This window comes from Paraburkholderia azotifigens (assembly GCF_007995085.1).
Classification (GTDB): domain Bacteria; phylum Pseudomonadota; class Gammaproteobacteria; order Burkholderiales; family Burkholderiaceae; genus Paraburkholderia; species Paraburkholderia azotifigens.
In genome coordinates, this window is the sequence record NZ_VOQS01000003.1 from 2,613,448 (window position 1) to 2,628,245 (window position 14,798).

The 14,798-nt window shown below is 65.8% G+C and carries 13 protein-coding genes; 9 read left to right on the forward strand and 4 right to left on the reverse strand.

The window, feature by feature from the left end; translation table 11 throughout:
- Nucleotides 1-42: 42 nt before the first annotated feature.
- Nucleotides 43-1,617 carry a methyl-accepting chemotaxis protein gene (locus FRZ40_RS28955; protein WP_147236390.1) on the reverse strand — a complete coding sequence of 525 codons (1,575 nt, stop codon included), beginning with the start codon at nucleotides 1,615-1,617 and terminating at the stop codon, nucleotides 43-45.
- A 172-nt stretch (nucleotides 1,618-1,789) separates the two neighbouring features.
- Nucleotides 1,790-2,713 carry a LysR family transcriptional regulator gene (locus tag FRZ40_RS28960; protein ID WP_147236391.1) on the reverse strand — a complete coding sequence of 308 codons (924 nt, stop codon included), beginning with the start codon at nucleotides 2,711-2,713 and terminating at the stop codon, nucleotides 1,790-1,792.
- A 117-nt stretch (nucleotides 2,714-2,830) separates the two neighbouring features.
- Between FRZ40_RS28960 and FRZ40_RS28965 the strand changes: the two genes are divergently transcribed.
- The 9 genes from FRZ40_RS28965 to FRZ40_RS29005 all read left to right on the forward strand — a co-directional run bounded on the left by FRZ40_RS28965 (nucleotide 2,831) and on the right by FRZ40_RS29005 (nucleotide 12,485).
- Nucleotides 2,831-3,580, forward strand: a complete 750-nt coding sequence (locus FRZ40_RS28965) for an SDR family oxidoreductase (protein ID WP_028370146.1) — start codon at nucleotides 2,831-2,833, stop codon at nucleotides 3,578-3,580.
- A gap of 204 nt (nucleotides 3,581-3,784) precedes the next feature.
- Nucleotides 3,785-4,828: a transporter gene (locus tag FRZ40_RS28970; RefSeq protein WP_147236392.1), complete on the forward strand. Its 1,044-nt coding sequence runs from the start codon at nucleotides 3,785-3,787 to the stop codon at nucleotides 4,826-4,828.
- A gap of 177 nt (nucleotides 4,829-5,005) precedes the next feature.
- A complete protein-coding gene (locus FRZ40_RS28975; protein WP_028370144.1) occupies nucleotides 5,006-5,314 on the forward strand; it encodes an EthD family reductase in 309 nt (102 codons plus the stop codon).
- Nucleotides 5,315-5,546: 232 nt separating this feature from the next.
- Entirely contained in the window at nucleotides 5,547-7,295 is a 1,749-nt protein-coding gene (araD, locus tag FRZ40_RS28980) for an L-arabinonate dehydratase (protein WP_147236393.1), read from the forward strand.
- 27 nt (nucleotides 7,296-7,322) lie between these two features.
- Nucleotides 7,323-8,060 carry a ribonuclease activity regulator RraA gene (locus tag FRZ40_RS28985; RefSeq protein ID WP_028370142.1) on the forward strand — a complete coding sequence of 246 codons (738 nt, stop codon included), beginning with the start codon at nucleotides 7,323-7,325 and terminating at the stop codon, nucleotides 8,058-8,060.
- Between the two features lie 89 nt (nucleotides 8,061-8,149).
- Nucleotides 8,150-9,475, forward strand: a complete 1,326-nt coding sequence (locus FRZ40_RS28990; RefSeq protein ID WP_147236394.1) for an MFS transporter — start codon at nucleotides 8,150-8,152, stop codon at nucleotides 9,473-9,475.
- Nucleotides 9,476-9,544: 69 nt separating this feature from the next.
- Entirely contained in the window at nucleotides 9,545-10,612 is a 1,068-nt protein-coding gene (locus FRZ40_RS28995) for a LacI family DNA-binding transcriptional regulator (protein WP_147236395.1), read from the forward strand.
- Nucleotides 10,613-10,817: 205 nt separating this feature from the next.
- Nucleotides 10,818-11,204 carry a hemerythrin domain-containing protein gene (locus tag FRZ40_RS29000; RefSeq protein WP_240057311.1) on the forward strand — a complete coding sequence of 129 codons (387 nt, stop codon included), beginning with the start codon at nucleotides 10,818-10,820 and terminating at the stop codon, nucleotides 11,202-11,204.
- 63 nt (nucleotides 11,205-11,267) lie between these two features.
- On the forward strand, nucleotides 11,268-12,485 hold the full coding sequence (locus FRZ40_RS29005; RefSeq protein ID WP_147236397.1) for an NnrS family protein: 1,218 nt from the start codon (nucleotides 11,268-11,270) through the stop codon (nucleotides 12,483-12,485).
- Nucleotides 12,486-12,551: 66 nt separating this feature from the next.
- On the opposite strand, the gene FRZ40_RS29010 is transcribed toward FRZ40_RS29005, so the two are convergent.
- Both FRZ40_RS29010 and cheB read right to left on the reverse strand, forming a co-directional pair.
- Complete coding sequence (locus tag FRZ40_RS29010; protein ID WP_028370137.1) at nucleotides 12,552-13,670, reverse strand: diguanylate cyclase; 1,119 nt, start codon at nucleotides 13,668-13,670, stop codon at nucleotides 12,552-12,554.
- Nucleotides 13,671-13,783: 113 nt separating this feature from the next.
- Nucleotides 13,784-14,788, reverse strand: coding sequence for a chemotaxis response regulator protein-glutamate methylesterase (gene cheB, locus FRZ40_RS29015; RefSeq protein WP_028370136.1), 1,005 nt, complete (start codon nucleotides 14,786-14,788; stop codon nucleotides 13,784-13,786).
- Nucleotides 14,789-14,798: the final 10 nt, after the last annotated feature.

Genomic DNA, 14,798 nt, shown 5'->3' on the forward strand with positions numbered 1-14,798 from the left:
AAACTGGTCCAACCACGTCATCGCAACAAAAAACGCTAAACATCAGACGGTTTCGGCAACCTGAAATGCGTCCACCGAAGTCTTCAGCCGACCGGCCTGCTCGGTCAGCGAATGCGCGGCGGCCGCCGCCTGCTCGACGAGCGCCGCATTCTCCTGTGTGAGGCTGTCCATCTGCGTGACGGCGAGGTTCACCTGATCGATGCCCGCGCTCTGTTCGGCGGCCGCTGCGGCAATTTCCTGCATCACGCCCGTCACGCTCGCAATCGCATCGCGTGCCTGCTGGATCGTCGAGCCCGTGCGTTCGACGATCCCTGCGCCGTTGCCGACCTTGTCGACGGCGCGGCTGATCAGTTGACGCACTTCCTTCGCGGCGCCCGCGCTGCGATGCGCGAGCGTGCGCACTTCGCCCGCGACAACGGCGAAGCCGCGTCCCTGTTCGCCCGCGCGCGCCGCTTCGACGGCGGCGTTGAGCGCCAGAATATTGGTCTGGAACGCGATGCTCTCGATCACCGCGATCACCTCGACCATCTTCTGCGATTCCGTCGAGATGTCGCGCATCGTCGACACGGCCTCGCCGACCATCACGCTGCCCTGATTCGCGATCTGCGCGGCGCTTTCGGCGAGTTCGCTGGCGGTGCGCGCGTTTTCGGCCGTCTGCCGCACCATCGACGTCATCTGCTCCATGCTTGCCGCCGTCTCCTGCAACGACGCGGCCTGATTCTCCGTGCGCGACGAAAGATCGGCATTGCCGCTGGCGATTTCGCCTGCGCCCGTCGCGACGTTGTCGGCGGCATGCTTGATCGCGCGGATCGTGTCCGTCAGCGTGTCGCGCATGCGGCGCATTTCGCGCAGCAGGCTGGCATCGTCGTTCTGACGCGTGTCGATCGAGACGGTCAGATCGCCGATGGCGATCGCGTTCGCGACGTCCGCCGCGTAGCCGGGATCGCCGCCGATGGTGCGCTGGATGCTGCGGTTGGTCAGCGCGACGATCGCGGCCAGCAGTACGGCGATGCCGATGAATACGCCGCCGATCAGATACAGCGAACGCATGAACGCGGCGTCGATGTCGTCCACATACGCGCCCGTCGCGATGATCCAGTCCCACGGCGCATAGCGCACGACGTAGCCGATCTTGCCGACGGCTTCGGCGGGCGCCGATGCGGATGCGGGGCGCGAATGCGGAAATACGTAATCGACGAAGCCGCCGTCGGCCGACTGCGCGACCTTCGCGAACGTGACGTAGTGGTGGCGGCCGTCGGCGTCGGCCGTGCCTGAAAGATCCTTGCCGTTGGTCGCGGGCTTGATGGGATGCATGACCATGCGCGGCGTCGAATCGATCACGAGGAAGTAACCGTCCTCGCCGTAGCGGATGTTACGCAGGCGCGCGAGCGCTTCCTTGCGCGCGTCCGCTTCGCTCAGCTTGCCGCTCTGCGCGAGCGCCGCGTATTCCTGAACCAGCGACAAGCCGACATGCGCGACGTTGACGAGGTCGTTCTTGCGTTCCTCGATGCGCGTCTCACGCGACAGATACGCCGCCGACACCGAGACCAGCAACAACGCGAACAGGCTGATGACGAGCGGCAACCACAGTTTCTGGGTAAAACTCAGCTTCACCATTCGGACGCCTCGCAACGTGGGCGATATTTGAAATGTGGGCGCGCTGCGTACGGATGCAGCGCGCATGTCTCCACCTGATATATCGACCGATGTGGCGGCGTCTTGCGTACAGAAAAACCCTGTCATGGATTCTTCTTATATCCGGCTCCGGCATGTGTTTCGAATGGCGCGGTCAACGCGCGTCGAAGCGCGCCGCGAGCCGCCGCTCGCGAAACGCCTCGACGACGAAGTCGATGAACACGCGGGTCTTCGCGGGCAGCAGCTTGCGGTTCGGGTAATAGAGCGTAAGGGGGCTGATTTCGGCATGCCAGCCGGGCAGGAGCCGCATCAGCTGCCCGCTTTCGAGCCACGGCGCGGCGTGCGGCGTCGGCAGGAAGGCGATGCCGAGCCCTTGCAGCGCCGCGTGCGCCATCGCCTCGGGATCGTCGAAGATCATCCGCGTCCGGCACTCGGCGAGCGCCTCCTCGCCGACCTGGTTGCGCATCGTCCATGCGCGCAGGCGGCCCGTGCTGCTGGAGCGGCGCGCAATGCCATCCAGCTCCGCGAGATCGGACGGATGCGCGGGCAGCGGCCGGCCTTTCATATAGGCCGGCGACGCCGCGACGATCGTGCACGGCCGCGCGATCTCGCGCGCGACGACGCCCTGCGTCAGTTCGATGCCCGCGCCGATGGCGGCGTCGAAGCCGCCCGCGATCAGGTCGACGGCGCGGTTGTCGAAATGCCAGTCGGGCACGATGTCGGGATAGCGTTCGAGAAACTCGCCGAGCAGCGGCACCAGATACTCGCGCCCGAAAGCGACGGCCATGCCGACCTTCAGCACGCCCGACGGCTTGCCGCCATGCTGCGACGCGCGCGAAAAGGCGTCCTGCAGGCTCGCGAACGGCACGCCCGCGTCGGCCCACAGCTGCTCGCCGCCGGGAGTCATCGTCAGCTTGCGGGTGCTGCGGTGAAAGAGCCGCACGCCAAGGTGCGCCTCCAGCCGCGCGACGTTCTTGCTGACGGCGGCAGGCGTGAGGCCGAGCCTGCGCGCGGCCGCCGAAAAACTGCCCGTTTCGGCTGTCTGGATGAACGATTCGATCAGATTGAGGGCTTCCATCGCGTTTCCGGCTTTATACCTGTGGTTGAAACTGTTGATAGCGATTCGATGCTACCGGCAATGGAATCGGCTGGCCATACTTGCATCACCTGATCACCACTTCATCTGGAGCACAACATGAACACGAACACGAATCTGCAAGGCAAGGTTGCTTTCGTCACGGGCGGCGCGCGCGGCATCGGCGCGGCCGTGGTTCGCCGGCTCGCCAGCGAAGGCGCGACGGTCGCTTTCACGTACAACAGCTCGGCGGCATCGGCGAACGATCTGGTTGCGAGCATCGAGAAGGCGGGCGGCCGTGCCGTCGCCGTCAAGGCGGATGTGGCGGATCCCGCATCGCTGACCGACGCGATCAACGACACGGCGCGCACGCTCGGCAAGATCGACATCCTCGTGAACAACGCGGGCGTGTTGCGCCTCGGCACGCTCGACGTCTTCTCGCTCGAAGACTTCGACGCGACCGTGCAGGTGAACGTGCGCGCCGTGTTCGTCGCGTCGAAGGCGGTGCTGGCGCACATGGGCGAGGGCGGCCGGATCATCAACATCGGCAGCACGAACGCGGATCGCATGCCGTTCGCGGGCGGCGCCGTGTACGCGATGAGCAAGTCGGCGCTGCAAGGTTTCGTGCAAGGTCTCGCACGCGATCTCGGTCCGAAGGGCATCACCGTCAACAACGTGCAGCCCGGTCCGATCAACACGGACATGAACCCGGAATCGAGCGATTTCGCGGCGTCGCTGCACGGCCTGATGGCGATTCCGCGTCACGGCACGGCGGATGAAGTCGCGGGCATGGTCGCGTATGTCGCGAGCCCTGAAGCACGCTTCGTGACGGGCGCGAACCTGATGATCGACGGCGGGTTCGCGGCGTAAGCATCGGGCGCGGCTGCCGCCGTCATGGGGCAGCCGCGGCTCGCCGGCGCGAGGATCGCCGCTTCGGACGATATGCCCGCTGCACGATCTGTCTAAAGCCTGCCAACGTGTCGACAAGCAAACGTCAAGCAGCTGACACGTAACGCTTCTGCCGCGTGCTCATGTCAGAATGGCGCCTTCGCGGACCCCCACCCCGAAACGCACATGACTTTGAACCTGGCGCCCACTACTTATGGAGCGGACCGCTCCGGCCTCGTTTGCGGATTCCGTTTTGCGCTCGACCAGCCCGGCCTCGCCGTCGATACCGACACGGCCGCCGAATGGCTTGCCGAATGCCGCAACGAGACGAAGGCGTCGGGCGCTCACCAGAGCGAATTTCTCTGGCTGCATTTCAACCTGGCGCATGTGTCGAGCGAACGCTGGATCCGCGCACATCTCGATCTGCCCGACACCTTCTTCGAGGCCCTGCGCGAAGGCTCACACTCCACTCGCATCGAACATCAGCACGGCGCGCTGCTCGCCGTCGTCAACGACGTGATGTACGACTTCGAGCAGACGCCCTCCGAAATCGCGACGCTCTGGGTCTACACGCACAAGCGGATCATGGTGACGGCGCGCCTGAAGCAGCTGCGCTCCGTCGACCGGCTGCGCGCGTCGGTGCGCAACGGCGAGAGCTTCGACACGTCGGCGGAACTGCTGATCCACCTGCTGCGCGATCAGGCCGATCTGCTCGTCGAAATCGTGCGGCGCACGAGCATCGAGGTCGACCGCATCGAAGATCACTTCCTGTCGCAGCGCGTCTATCAGAGCCGCCGCGATCTCGGCGCGATGCGGCGCGTGCTGGTGCGCCTGCAGCGGCTGCTCGCGCCCGAGCCCGGGTCGATCTTCCGGCTGCTGGTGCGGCCGCCCGCCTGGCTGTCGCCCGCCGACGTGCAAAGCCTGCGCGATTCGACGGAAGAGTTCTCGCTGGTGCTCGGCGATCTGTCGGGTCTCGCGGAGCGCATCAAGCTGCTGCAGGAAGAAATCGCCGCGCGCCTGAACGAGCAGACCAACCGCACGCTGTACACGCTGACCATCGTCACGGTGCTTGCGCTGCCCATCAACATCATCGCGGGTCTGTTCGGGATGAACGTCGGCGGCGTGCCTCTCGCTGAGAACAAGCACGGCTTCTGGATGATGGTGCTGCTGGTCGTGAGCTTCACCGTACTCGCGGGCTGGTGGGCGTTGCGCCGGCGGCCGTCGGGCTGACGGGCCGACGGGCCGACGGGGCATGGGGGCCGCCGCCCGGCGGTCCCGAAAACGCGTCCCTTCACACGGCCCTCGCATGCGCCGGGCGTAGAATCCATGAGCCGTTCGAGCGGCATCGATCCGTATCAGCCAGCTTCAATCAGCACTGCACTGAACGTCCGTTTCAGGAGGCATGACATGGCAAAGCTCGTCGCGCTCTACAAGACTCCCGCCGATCGCAACGCATTCGACGCCCATTACTTCGACAAACACGTGCCGCTAGCGAAAACGATTCCCGGCCTGAGCCGCTACGAAGTGAGCGTCGGGCCCGTGGCGAGCGCAAAGGGCGAGTCGCCGTATGCGCTTGCGGCCATCCTCAGTTTCGACAGCTTCGAGTCGCTTCAGCAGGCGATGGGCACACCCGAAGCAGCCGCCACCACCGCCGATCTTCAGAATTTCGCGCAGGCGGGCGTCGATCTCCTCGTGTTCGACGCGAAAGACGTCTGACGCGGACAGGGCGCTTGCCGCAGCGCCGCCCGGCGCGCTTCAGTCCGATTTCCCGCTGCGTCTCCGTACTATCCCTGGCGGACGCGGCTAAATGATAACGCTACCATCCGTGCATCCCGATCATCGCTTCACAGCCGCTTTCACAGCCGCTTTCGCAGCCGCGAAAGCTCATACGCCGCGCCCCGCCGGTGTTGTTGCGGCCGAAAATGATAGCGTTACCAAGGAGACAGATTTGTCCTCGAATCGCAAGAAGCCCGAAGAACTGCGCAGCTACCGCTGGTATGGCGTCAACGATCTCCGTTCGTTCGGTCACCGCTCGCGCACCGCGCAGATGGGGTATCACTCGTCGGACTACATGGGCAAGCCGGTGATCGCCGTGGTCAATACGTGGAGCGAGATCAACTCGTGCCACACGCACTTCAAGCAGCGCGTCGAGGAAGTGAAGCGCGGCATCTGGCAGGCGGGCGGGTTTCCCGTCGAAATGCCCGTGATGACGCTGGCCGAGCCGTTCCAGAAGCCGACCACGATGCTCTACCGCAACTTCCTCGCGATGGAGACGGAGGAACTGCTGAAGTCGTATCCGTTCGACGGCTGCGTGCTGATGGGCGGCTGCGACAAGACCACGCCCGGCCTGCTGATGGGCGCGATCAGCATGGATCTGCCCGCGATCTATCTGCCCGCCGGCCCGATGCTGCGTGGCAACTGGAACGGCCGCACGCTCGGCAGCGGCTCGGACACGTGGAAATACTGGGCCGAACTGCGCGCGGGCAAGATCACGGAAGACGAATGGAAGGGGATCGAGAGCGGCATCGCGCGCTCGCCCGGCCATTGCATGACGATGGGCACGGCCTCGACGATGACGAGCGCGACGGAAGCGCTCGGCCTCACGTTGCCTGGCTTCTCGTCGATCCCCGCAGTGGATTCGCGTCACGCGCAGTATGCGTCGCTGACGGGCCAGCGCATCGTCGAGATGGTGTGGACCGACCAGAAGCCGTCGGACATTCTCACCGCGAAGTCCTTCGATAACGCCGTCACGACCGTGCTCGCGATGTCGGGCTCGACGAATGCGATCGTGCATCTGGTGGCCGTCGCGCGCCGCGCGGGCATCGATCTGACGACGGCGCGCTTCGACGAACTGGCGCGCGTGACGCCCGTGCTCGGCAACCTCCGTCCGGCGGGCCAGTATCTGATGGAGGACTTCTATTACGCGGGCGGCCTGCGCGCGTTGCTGGTCGAGCTGGGCGAGCTGATCGACGGCACGCAGATGACCGTGAACGGCAGCACGCTTGGCGAGAACATCGCGGGCGCGGAGATTTTCAACGACGAAGTGATCCGCAAACGCGGCAATCCGCTCGTCGAACGCGACGGTCTCGCCGTGCTGACGGGCAATCTCGCGCCCGATGGCGCCGTCATCAAGCCCGCCGCAATGGAGTCGCATCTGCTCAAGCATCGCGGTCCCGCCGTCGTGTTCAAGGACTACAGCGACATGGCCGCGCGCATCGACAGCGAAGACCTCGACGTGACGGCCAACTCCGTGATCGTGCTGCAGCACGCCGGTCCCGTCGGCGCGCCGGGCATGCCCGAATGGGGCCAGCTGCCGATTCCGCAAAAGCTGCTGAAGCAGGGCGTGCGCGACATGCTGCGCATCTCCGATGCGCGCATGAGCGGCACGAGCTACGGCGCGTGCGTGCTGCACGTCGCGCCCGAGTCGTTCGTCGGCGGGCCGCTCGCGCTCGTGAAGGACGGCGACATCGTCGAACTGGACGTGGCCGCGCGCCGTCTGCATCTCGATGTCAGCGATCAGGAACTCGCCGCGCGCAAGGAAGCATGGCGGCCGCCGAAGCGTCCGTTCGAACGCGGCTTCGGCGTGATGCATCAGCTGCACGTGACCCAGGCGAACAAGGGTTGCGATTTCGATTTCCTCGAAGAAAAACTGACCGTCTCGTCCGACGCGAACCGCGATGAGCCGGAAATCCATTAACGCCCACAGAGCCCCAGCAAACCGAACATGACCGCAAACGAAACGACCGTGAGCGCCGAAACGCTCGAACAACTCCGCCACGTCAGCACTGCGACGCTGACGACGCAGCTCTTCAAGCGCGGCCTGCGCAATGTGTTTCTGCAAGGCGTCGCGCCGCTCGTGAAGCCCGCGCCGGGCGCGCCGAATCTCGTCGGTCCCGCGTTCACGCTGCGCAATATTCCCGCGCGCGAAGACCTCGATCACGTCGGCGTGTTCCAGAACCCCGATCATCCGCAGCGCAAGGCCGTCGAGACCGCGCCGCCCGGCAGCGTGCTCGTGCAGGATTGCCGCGGCGACCGCACGGTGGCGTCCGTCGGCTCGATTCTCGCGCTGCGTCTCGCGAAGCGCGGCGTCGCGGGCATGGTGTCGGACGGCGCGGTGCGCGACAGCGGCACGATCTCCGAACTCGGTTTGCCGATCTGGTGCGCCGGCGCGAGCGCGCCGCTCAATCTCGCGAAGCATCACGCCGTCGACATGAACGTGCCCATCGCCTGCGGCGGCGTGCCCGTTTATCCGGGCGACATCGTCGTCGCGGATGTGGACGGCGTCGTGATCGTGCCGCGCGAAATGGCCGCAGACGTCGCGCGCGATGCGAGCGAGCAGGAGCAACTGGAAGTGTTCATCCAGCAGCGCGTCGCCGAAGGCAGTCCGCTGCGCGGCACGTATCCGCCGAACGAGGAAACGCTGGCCGCTTACAAGGCGTGGCGCGAGCAGCAGAAGAAGTAACGCGCAGCAACGCGCACGCCGCACTCAGGCAGCGTCACGACAACCAGCACAACGAGGCCCGCACATCGATAGCGGGCCCAGGAGACACCGTGAACACCGTCACTTCCGCGATCGACGAATCGCGCCTCATCAATCGTCTGGGCCTGCGGCTCATGCCGCTGCTCGGCGTCCTGTATCTGGTCGCGTATATCGACCGTTCGAACATCAGCTTCGCGAAACTGCAGATGCTCGGCAGTCTCGGATTGTCGGAAGTGGCGTACGGGCTGGGCGCGTCGCTGTTCTTCATCGGCTATCTGATCTTCGAAGTGCCGAGCAACGTGATGCTTCACAAGTACGGCGCGCCGAAATGGATGGCGCGCATCATGCTGACGTGGGGCATCGTGACGATCCTGCTCGCGTTCACGAAGAACGCGACGATGTTCTATGTGCTGCGTTTTCTGCTCGGCGCGTCGGAGGCCGGGCTGTATCCCGGCGTCATCTATTACCTGACGCTGTGGTTTCCGCAGCGGCATCGCGTGCGGATGCTCGGCTACTTCACGGTCGGCAGCAGCCTCGGCAACATGATCGGCGCGCCGATCTGCGGATGGCTGCTCGACAAGGGCGGTTTTCTCGGGCTGCAAGGCTGGCAGCTCGTGTTCGTCGTGACGGGGATTCCTTCCGTGCTGCTGACGCTCGTCGTGCTGTACTGCCTGCCCGCGTCGCCGCGCGAAGCGAAGTTCCTGTCGGACGAAGAGAAGGGCTGGCTCGCGCGCACGCTCGAAAGCGAAAGCGCGCAGGCGCGCAAGAGCGCCGCGCGTCACACGACGCTGCTCTCCGTGCTGACCGAGCCGCGCGTGATCGGCATGGCGCTCTACTACATGATGCTGTCGATCTCCGTGTACGGCGTGAGCTACTGGCTGCCGACGCTCGTCAAGGGCTTCGGCGTCAGCAATACGACCAACGGCTTTCTCAACATCATTCCATGGCTGATGGCGACGATCGTGCTCGCGTGGCTGCCGTCGAAACTGCGCGCAGGCAATCGCGCGATCATCGCGATGCTCGCATCGGCGCTGCTCGGCATGGTGTTCTTTCTGTCGTCGGTGTTCATGCCGACCAACACGCTGCGCTTCATCGCGCTGTGCTTCGGCGCGCCGTGCATGTATCTGCTGATTCCGTGCTTCTGGACGCTGCCGCCGAAGTTCCTGTTTGGCGCGCGGGCCGCAGCGGGCATCGCGGCGATCAACTCGCTCGGCAATATCGGCGGCTTTATCGCGCAGAACCTCGTGCCGTTCGTCAAGCAGACGACGGGCAGCACCCAGGCGCCGATGCTGATTCCCGCCGTATGCATGCTGATCTTCGCGGTCGTGACGAGCTTCGTTCTGCGCCGCAGCGGTCGCGCGGCACAGACGGTGAACGGCACACCCGTCACCGAATGAAAGCGCGCACGACGCATTGGCTTCCGCGTTGGCTACAATAGCCGCGCAAATTTCAAGGTGCATCTGTTCATGCCGACCGCCAAGCCAACCGACGACGCATCGATCGACCTCAAGGGCAGCGCCACGCCCGCGCGTCGCACGCGCGGCGGCCCGAAGGGTTTGCGCATCACGGACGTCGCGGCGCAAGCGGGCGTGTCGCCCATCACGGTGTCGCGCGTGTTCAACAGCCCCGAATCCGTCGCGCCCGAGACGCTCGAGCGCGTGCGCCAGGTCGTGCAGAAACTCGGCTATGTGCCGAACCGGCTCGCGGGCGGGCTGTCGTCGGCGCGCTCGCGGCTGATCGCGGCCATCGTGCCGACCATCGCGCACTCGTTGTTCTCCGAAACCATTCAGGTGTTCAGCGAGACCATGTCGCGTGCGGGCTATGAAGTGCTGCTCGCGCTGAGCGGCTACAGCGACACCAACGAAGAAAGCCTGCTCGATACCGTGCTGAGCCGCCGACCCGAAGGCGTGCTGCTGACGGGCGTCGCGCATACGGCGTCGTTGCGCGAGCGTCTGCGCAACGTCGGCATTCCCGTGGTCGAAACATGGGACATGACGGAGTCGCCCATCGACATGCTGGTCGGCTTCTCGCACTACCAGATCGGCGAAGCGGTGGCGGAGCGCTTTCTCGCGCGCGGCGCGAAGCGGCCCGCGCTGATTTCGGCGAGCGACGTACGCGCGCTCGCGCGCCGCGCGGGCTTTCGCGACCGGCTCGCGAAAGCGGGCATGACGGAGGTGGCCGAACTGATCGTTGCGCCGCCCAGTTCGCTTGCGACGGGCAAGGCGGCGTTGCCGCAACTGCTGGCGAGTTCGCCGGATGTCGATGCCGTGTTTTGCGGCTCCGACCTGCTGGCGATCGGCGCGCTCGGCGCGGCGCGAAAGATGGGACTCGATGTGCCTGCGCGTCTCGCGATCTGCGGTTTCGGCGATCTCGACTTCGCGGCGGAAACGACGCCGCAACTGACGACGGTGCGCGTCGACGGCACGCGCATCGGCGTGAGCGCGGCGCGTGCGCTGCTCGACCGGCTGAATGGTGCGCATGAGCGTGCGTTCGTCGACGTCGGGTTCAGCATGGTGGAGCGCGAATCGGCTTGAGGTGCCGGGCGGCGCAGCGCCGCCATCAAGGTTAAATCGACTCGATGTCGAGTCATAACGACTCGGGTGCGAGCGACTAGCACTTTTAGTAAGTGACTGTTTTTCTGGGCATTCCTGTGTGGCACGAAACGTGTGTAAGGGTTAACGCGATCCGCAAGGCCGCATACCCAGTCAACACAACATAAGAATGTGCAGGTCCAACACCATGTCACTGATCACCACGCTCAAGCACGACCACGAAGAGATTTTCCGTTTGCTCGATGAATGCCGCTCGCTCGGCGTCGGGTCCGAAGAGGGCCGCCGCAAGCTCAAGCAGCTGCGCGGCGTGGTCGTCGCGCATCTCGCGCGCGAAGACCAGAAGCTCTATCCCGCGATGCAGAAGCACGACGCGACGCGTGCGCTCGGCGATATGTACGCGCAGGAAATGCGCGCGATGTCGGCGGAAATTCTCGGCTTCTTCGATTCGCTCGACACAGGGCGTTCGGGACTCGAATCCGCGCGTGAAATCGGCCGCGTGATTTCGCATTTGCGGCAACGGATGACGCGTGAAGAAGTGCGTCTCTATCCCGCGTTCGAAGCGCACTGCGCGTAACGCATCTCCACCTGGTGGAAGAGCGGCGGCGCCGCTTTCCCATCGCGAGCAAGCGAGCGAATCATGCAACCCATCGAGCCCCGTGCGACTTTCGTGCCACCGCCGGGACGCTATCGTCCCGCGCAGCGCTTCGCGCTGCTCAACCTTGGCTTTCGTCCGTTCTACCTGGCGGGCGCGGGCTTCGCCGCGCTCGCGCTCGGCGTGTGGCTGCTCGTGCTCGCGGGCGTGCCCGTCATGGGCAACTATCTGCTGAAGCTCGATCCCATCGGCTGGCATGCGCACGAGATGGTGTTCGGCTTCGCAGCGTCGATCGTCGCGGGCTTTCTGCTGACGGCCGTGCGCGCCTGGACGGGTATGCCGACGACGAGCCGGCGCGTGCTCGCCGCGCTCGCGCTGCTGTGGCTGTGCGCGCGCGTGCTCGTGTGGAGCGGCCCGGCTGTGCCGGCCGCGCTCGTCGACAGCGCGTTCCTGCCTGGCGTCGCGTTCGTGCTGCTGCGTGTGCTGATGAAGGTCGGAAACCGGCGCAACTATTTTCTCGTGCCCGTGCTGCTGACGTTCGCCGCGCTCAACGCCGCGTTTCATGTGCTGACGCAAACGGGACGCGCCGATCTGGCGCTGCGCTGCATCTTCGCGGCGGCGGGCGTCGTCGTGCTGCTGGTCAGCGTGATCGGCGCGCGCGTGATTCCGATGTTCACGTCGAATGCAATACCAGGTTTCGTCACGCGCCGCTGGAAGTGGGTGGAATCGATCGCCGCACCATTGACGCTGGTTGCGCTGTTAGCGGATGCGGCTGCGTTGCCGTCAGCGGTTGTTGCGACGCTCGCGTTTGCCGCGTGTGCGGTTCACTGCGCGCGGCTGATCGGCTGGCGCTCGTACAAGGTGCGCGGTCCGGCGATTCTGCTGATCCTGCATGTCGCGTATGCATGGATGCCCATCGGCTTTGCGCTGCTCGGCGCGAGCGCACTGGGATTCGTGCCGCATTCCGTCGCGCTGCACGCGTTCACGGCGGGCGTGATCGGCGGAGCGATCATCGCGATGATCACGCGCACAGCGCGTGGCCACACGGGCAGGCCGCTCGCCGCCGATAAGCGCGATATCGCGAGCTATGCGCTCGTCACGCTCGGCTCGGCATTGCGGATCGTCGGTCCGCTGGTGGCGCCGGGGCATTATCAGGTGTGGATCTGGAGCGCGGGCGTGTGCTGGATCGCGGCATTCGCGATTTACGTCGGCGCTTATGCATTGCCGTTGATGCGTCCGCGCGAGGATGGCAAGCCGGGTTAGAGGGCTACCCGACCCCGGATTAGAGGGCTACCCGACCGTCAGCGGCCGCGACGTGAACCGCACGCATCACTCCGCCGTCGCACGCGTATCGCTCCGGCCGCCTTCCATCGACGCGACGCGATTCTTCCCGTCGCGTTTTGCGCGATAGAGCGCGAGATCGGCGGTCTCGATCAGCGTCGTCATCGGCGCATCGCGCGCGGGCACGAGCGTCGCGCAGCCCACGCTCACCGTCACGTACTGTCCCGACGACGAGCCGGCATGCGGAATCCTCAGCGCCTCGACTTCGAGGCGGATTTTCTCGGCGAGCAGACGCGTGCCGCCCGCCGACGTGCCCGGCAGCACGACCGCGAATTCCTCGCCGCCGAAGCGCGCGGCGAGATCGCCTGGCCGTCCGAGACAGCCTTCCACCGTCGACGCGATCTGCTTGAGCACCTCGTCGCCCGCGACGTGCCCGTAGGTATCGTTGTACGGCTTGAAGTTGTCGACGTCGAGCATCAGCATCGACACTTCCGTTTGCGCGCGCATGCCGCGCCGCCATTCGGCGTTCAGATATTCGTCAAGATAGCGCCGGTTCGAGAGCCCCGTCAGCCCATCCGATTGCGTGAGCTTGCGCAGTTCGAGATTCGCTTCGAGCAACTGCTGCTGCGATTCGCGCAGCGCGCGATACGCCTCGTCGCGTTGCAGCAGGTTCACATACGAGCGCGAGTGATAACGGATACGCGCGACCAGTTCGATCCGGTCGGGCAGCTTGACGAGGTAATCGTTCGCGCCCGCCGCAAAGGCCGCGCTCTTGATGGTCGGTTCTTCCTTCGCCGACAGCACGATGATGGGCACGTCGCGCAGCTTCGCGTTCGCGCGGTACGCCTTGACGAGCGTGAGACCGTCGATGCCCGGCATCACGAGATCCTGCAGGATCACCGTGGGGCGCGTGTGGGTGGCCGCGCGGATCGCTTCGTCGGCGCTCGCGCAGTAGTGCAGGTCGATGCCGTCCTCGTTGGCGAGCGCGCGCTTCACCGCTTCCGCGACGATTGCCTGATCGTCGACGAGCAGCACCATGATGGGGACGTCGGACAGCGCGGCCGTTTCCAGCGCGGCGCGCGCGGCTTCGAGCGCGGCATTCGCGCGGTCGACCGACGTCGATGTGGAACCCCCCTGGTCCCGTGCCCCGATTTGATCGAAGTCCATTTGCGTACCCCTGTCGGAAATGCTGCTCATGCCCCGTCTCTGTGTTGCGGCGCGCCTTGCTTACGTTCTCGCCGTGAATCCCGTTACCCGAACCCGTTTCGCCGTGAGCGCGCTCAACGGCGCGCGAAGGCCGCCAGCTGATCCGCGATGCTGCCGAGCGGCAGGATCCGGCTCGCCGCACCGAGCGCCGCAGCCGCCTTGGGCATGCCGTAGACGGCGCTGGTCGCTTCGTCCTGCGCGATCGTGTCGTAGCCTTTCGCACGCATCGCCTTGAGACCGATCGCGCCGTCGCGGCCCATGCCCGTCAACAGTACGCCGAGTGCGTCGCCGGGCCAATGCTCGACGACGCTATGAAAGAACACGTCGACGGAAGGCCGGTACGGCAATTCTGCCGGATCGCGAGTGTAGTGCAGCGCGCCGTTTTGTGTCATCAACAGGTGGTCGTTGGTGGCCGCGAGCAGCGCGACGCCCACGGCGGGCGGCTCGCCTTCGCGGACGGTGCGCACGGTGAGCGGCGTCTGTCCGTCGAGCCACTCCGCCATGCCGTCGGCGAATACCTTGTCGACGTGCTGCACGATCACGACGGGCGCCGCGAAGCTCGCGGGCAGGCTGCCGAGCACCCTGGCGAGCGCGGCCGGTCCGCCCGCCGACGCGCCTATTGCGACCAGCTTCTGCGCGTCAGGCCTGAGCGGCGCGACGGCCGCTTGTCGCAGCGCGGACGGCCGGTCCATCAGCCGGCCGATCTGGTCGATCTTCTGCAGCATCAGCTGCGCGGATTCGCCGATGCCGCGCCCCGCGAGCGTGGGTGTATCGACGGCGTCGAGCGCGCCTGCGCCCATCGCCTCGTAGACGCGCCACGTGTTCGCGCCGACGCTGCTCGTCACGATCAGGATCGGGCAGGGCGTGCGCGCCATGATGCGGCGCGTCGCTTCCACGCCGTCGACCTTCGGCATGATGAGGTCCATCAGCACGACGTCGGGCGTCTGCGCCGCGCAGAAGTCGACGGCCTCTTCGCCATTCGCGGCGACCCACAGCACGCGATGCTCCGGGCGCAGCGCGATCACGCGGCGCAGCGCCTCGACGGCGAGGGGAAGGTCGTTGGCAATGCCGATGGTCATGCCCGCGCTT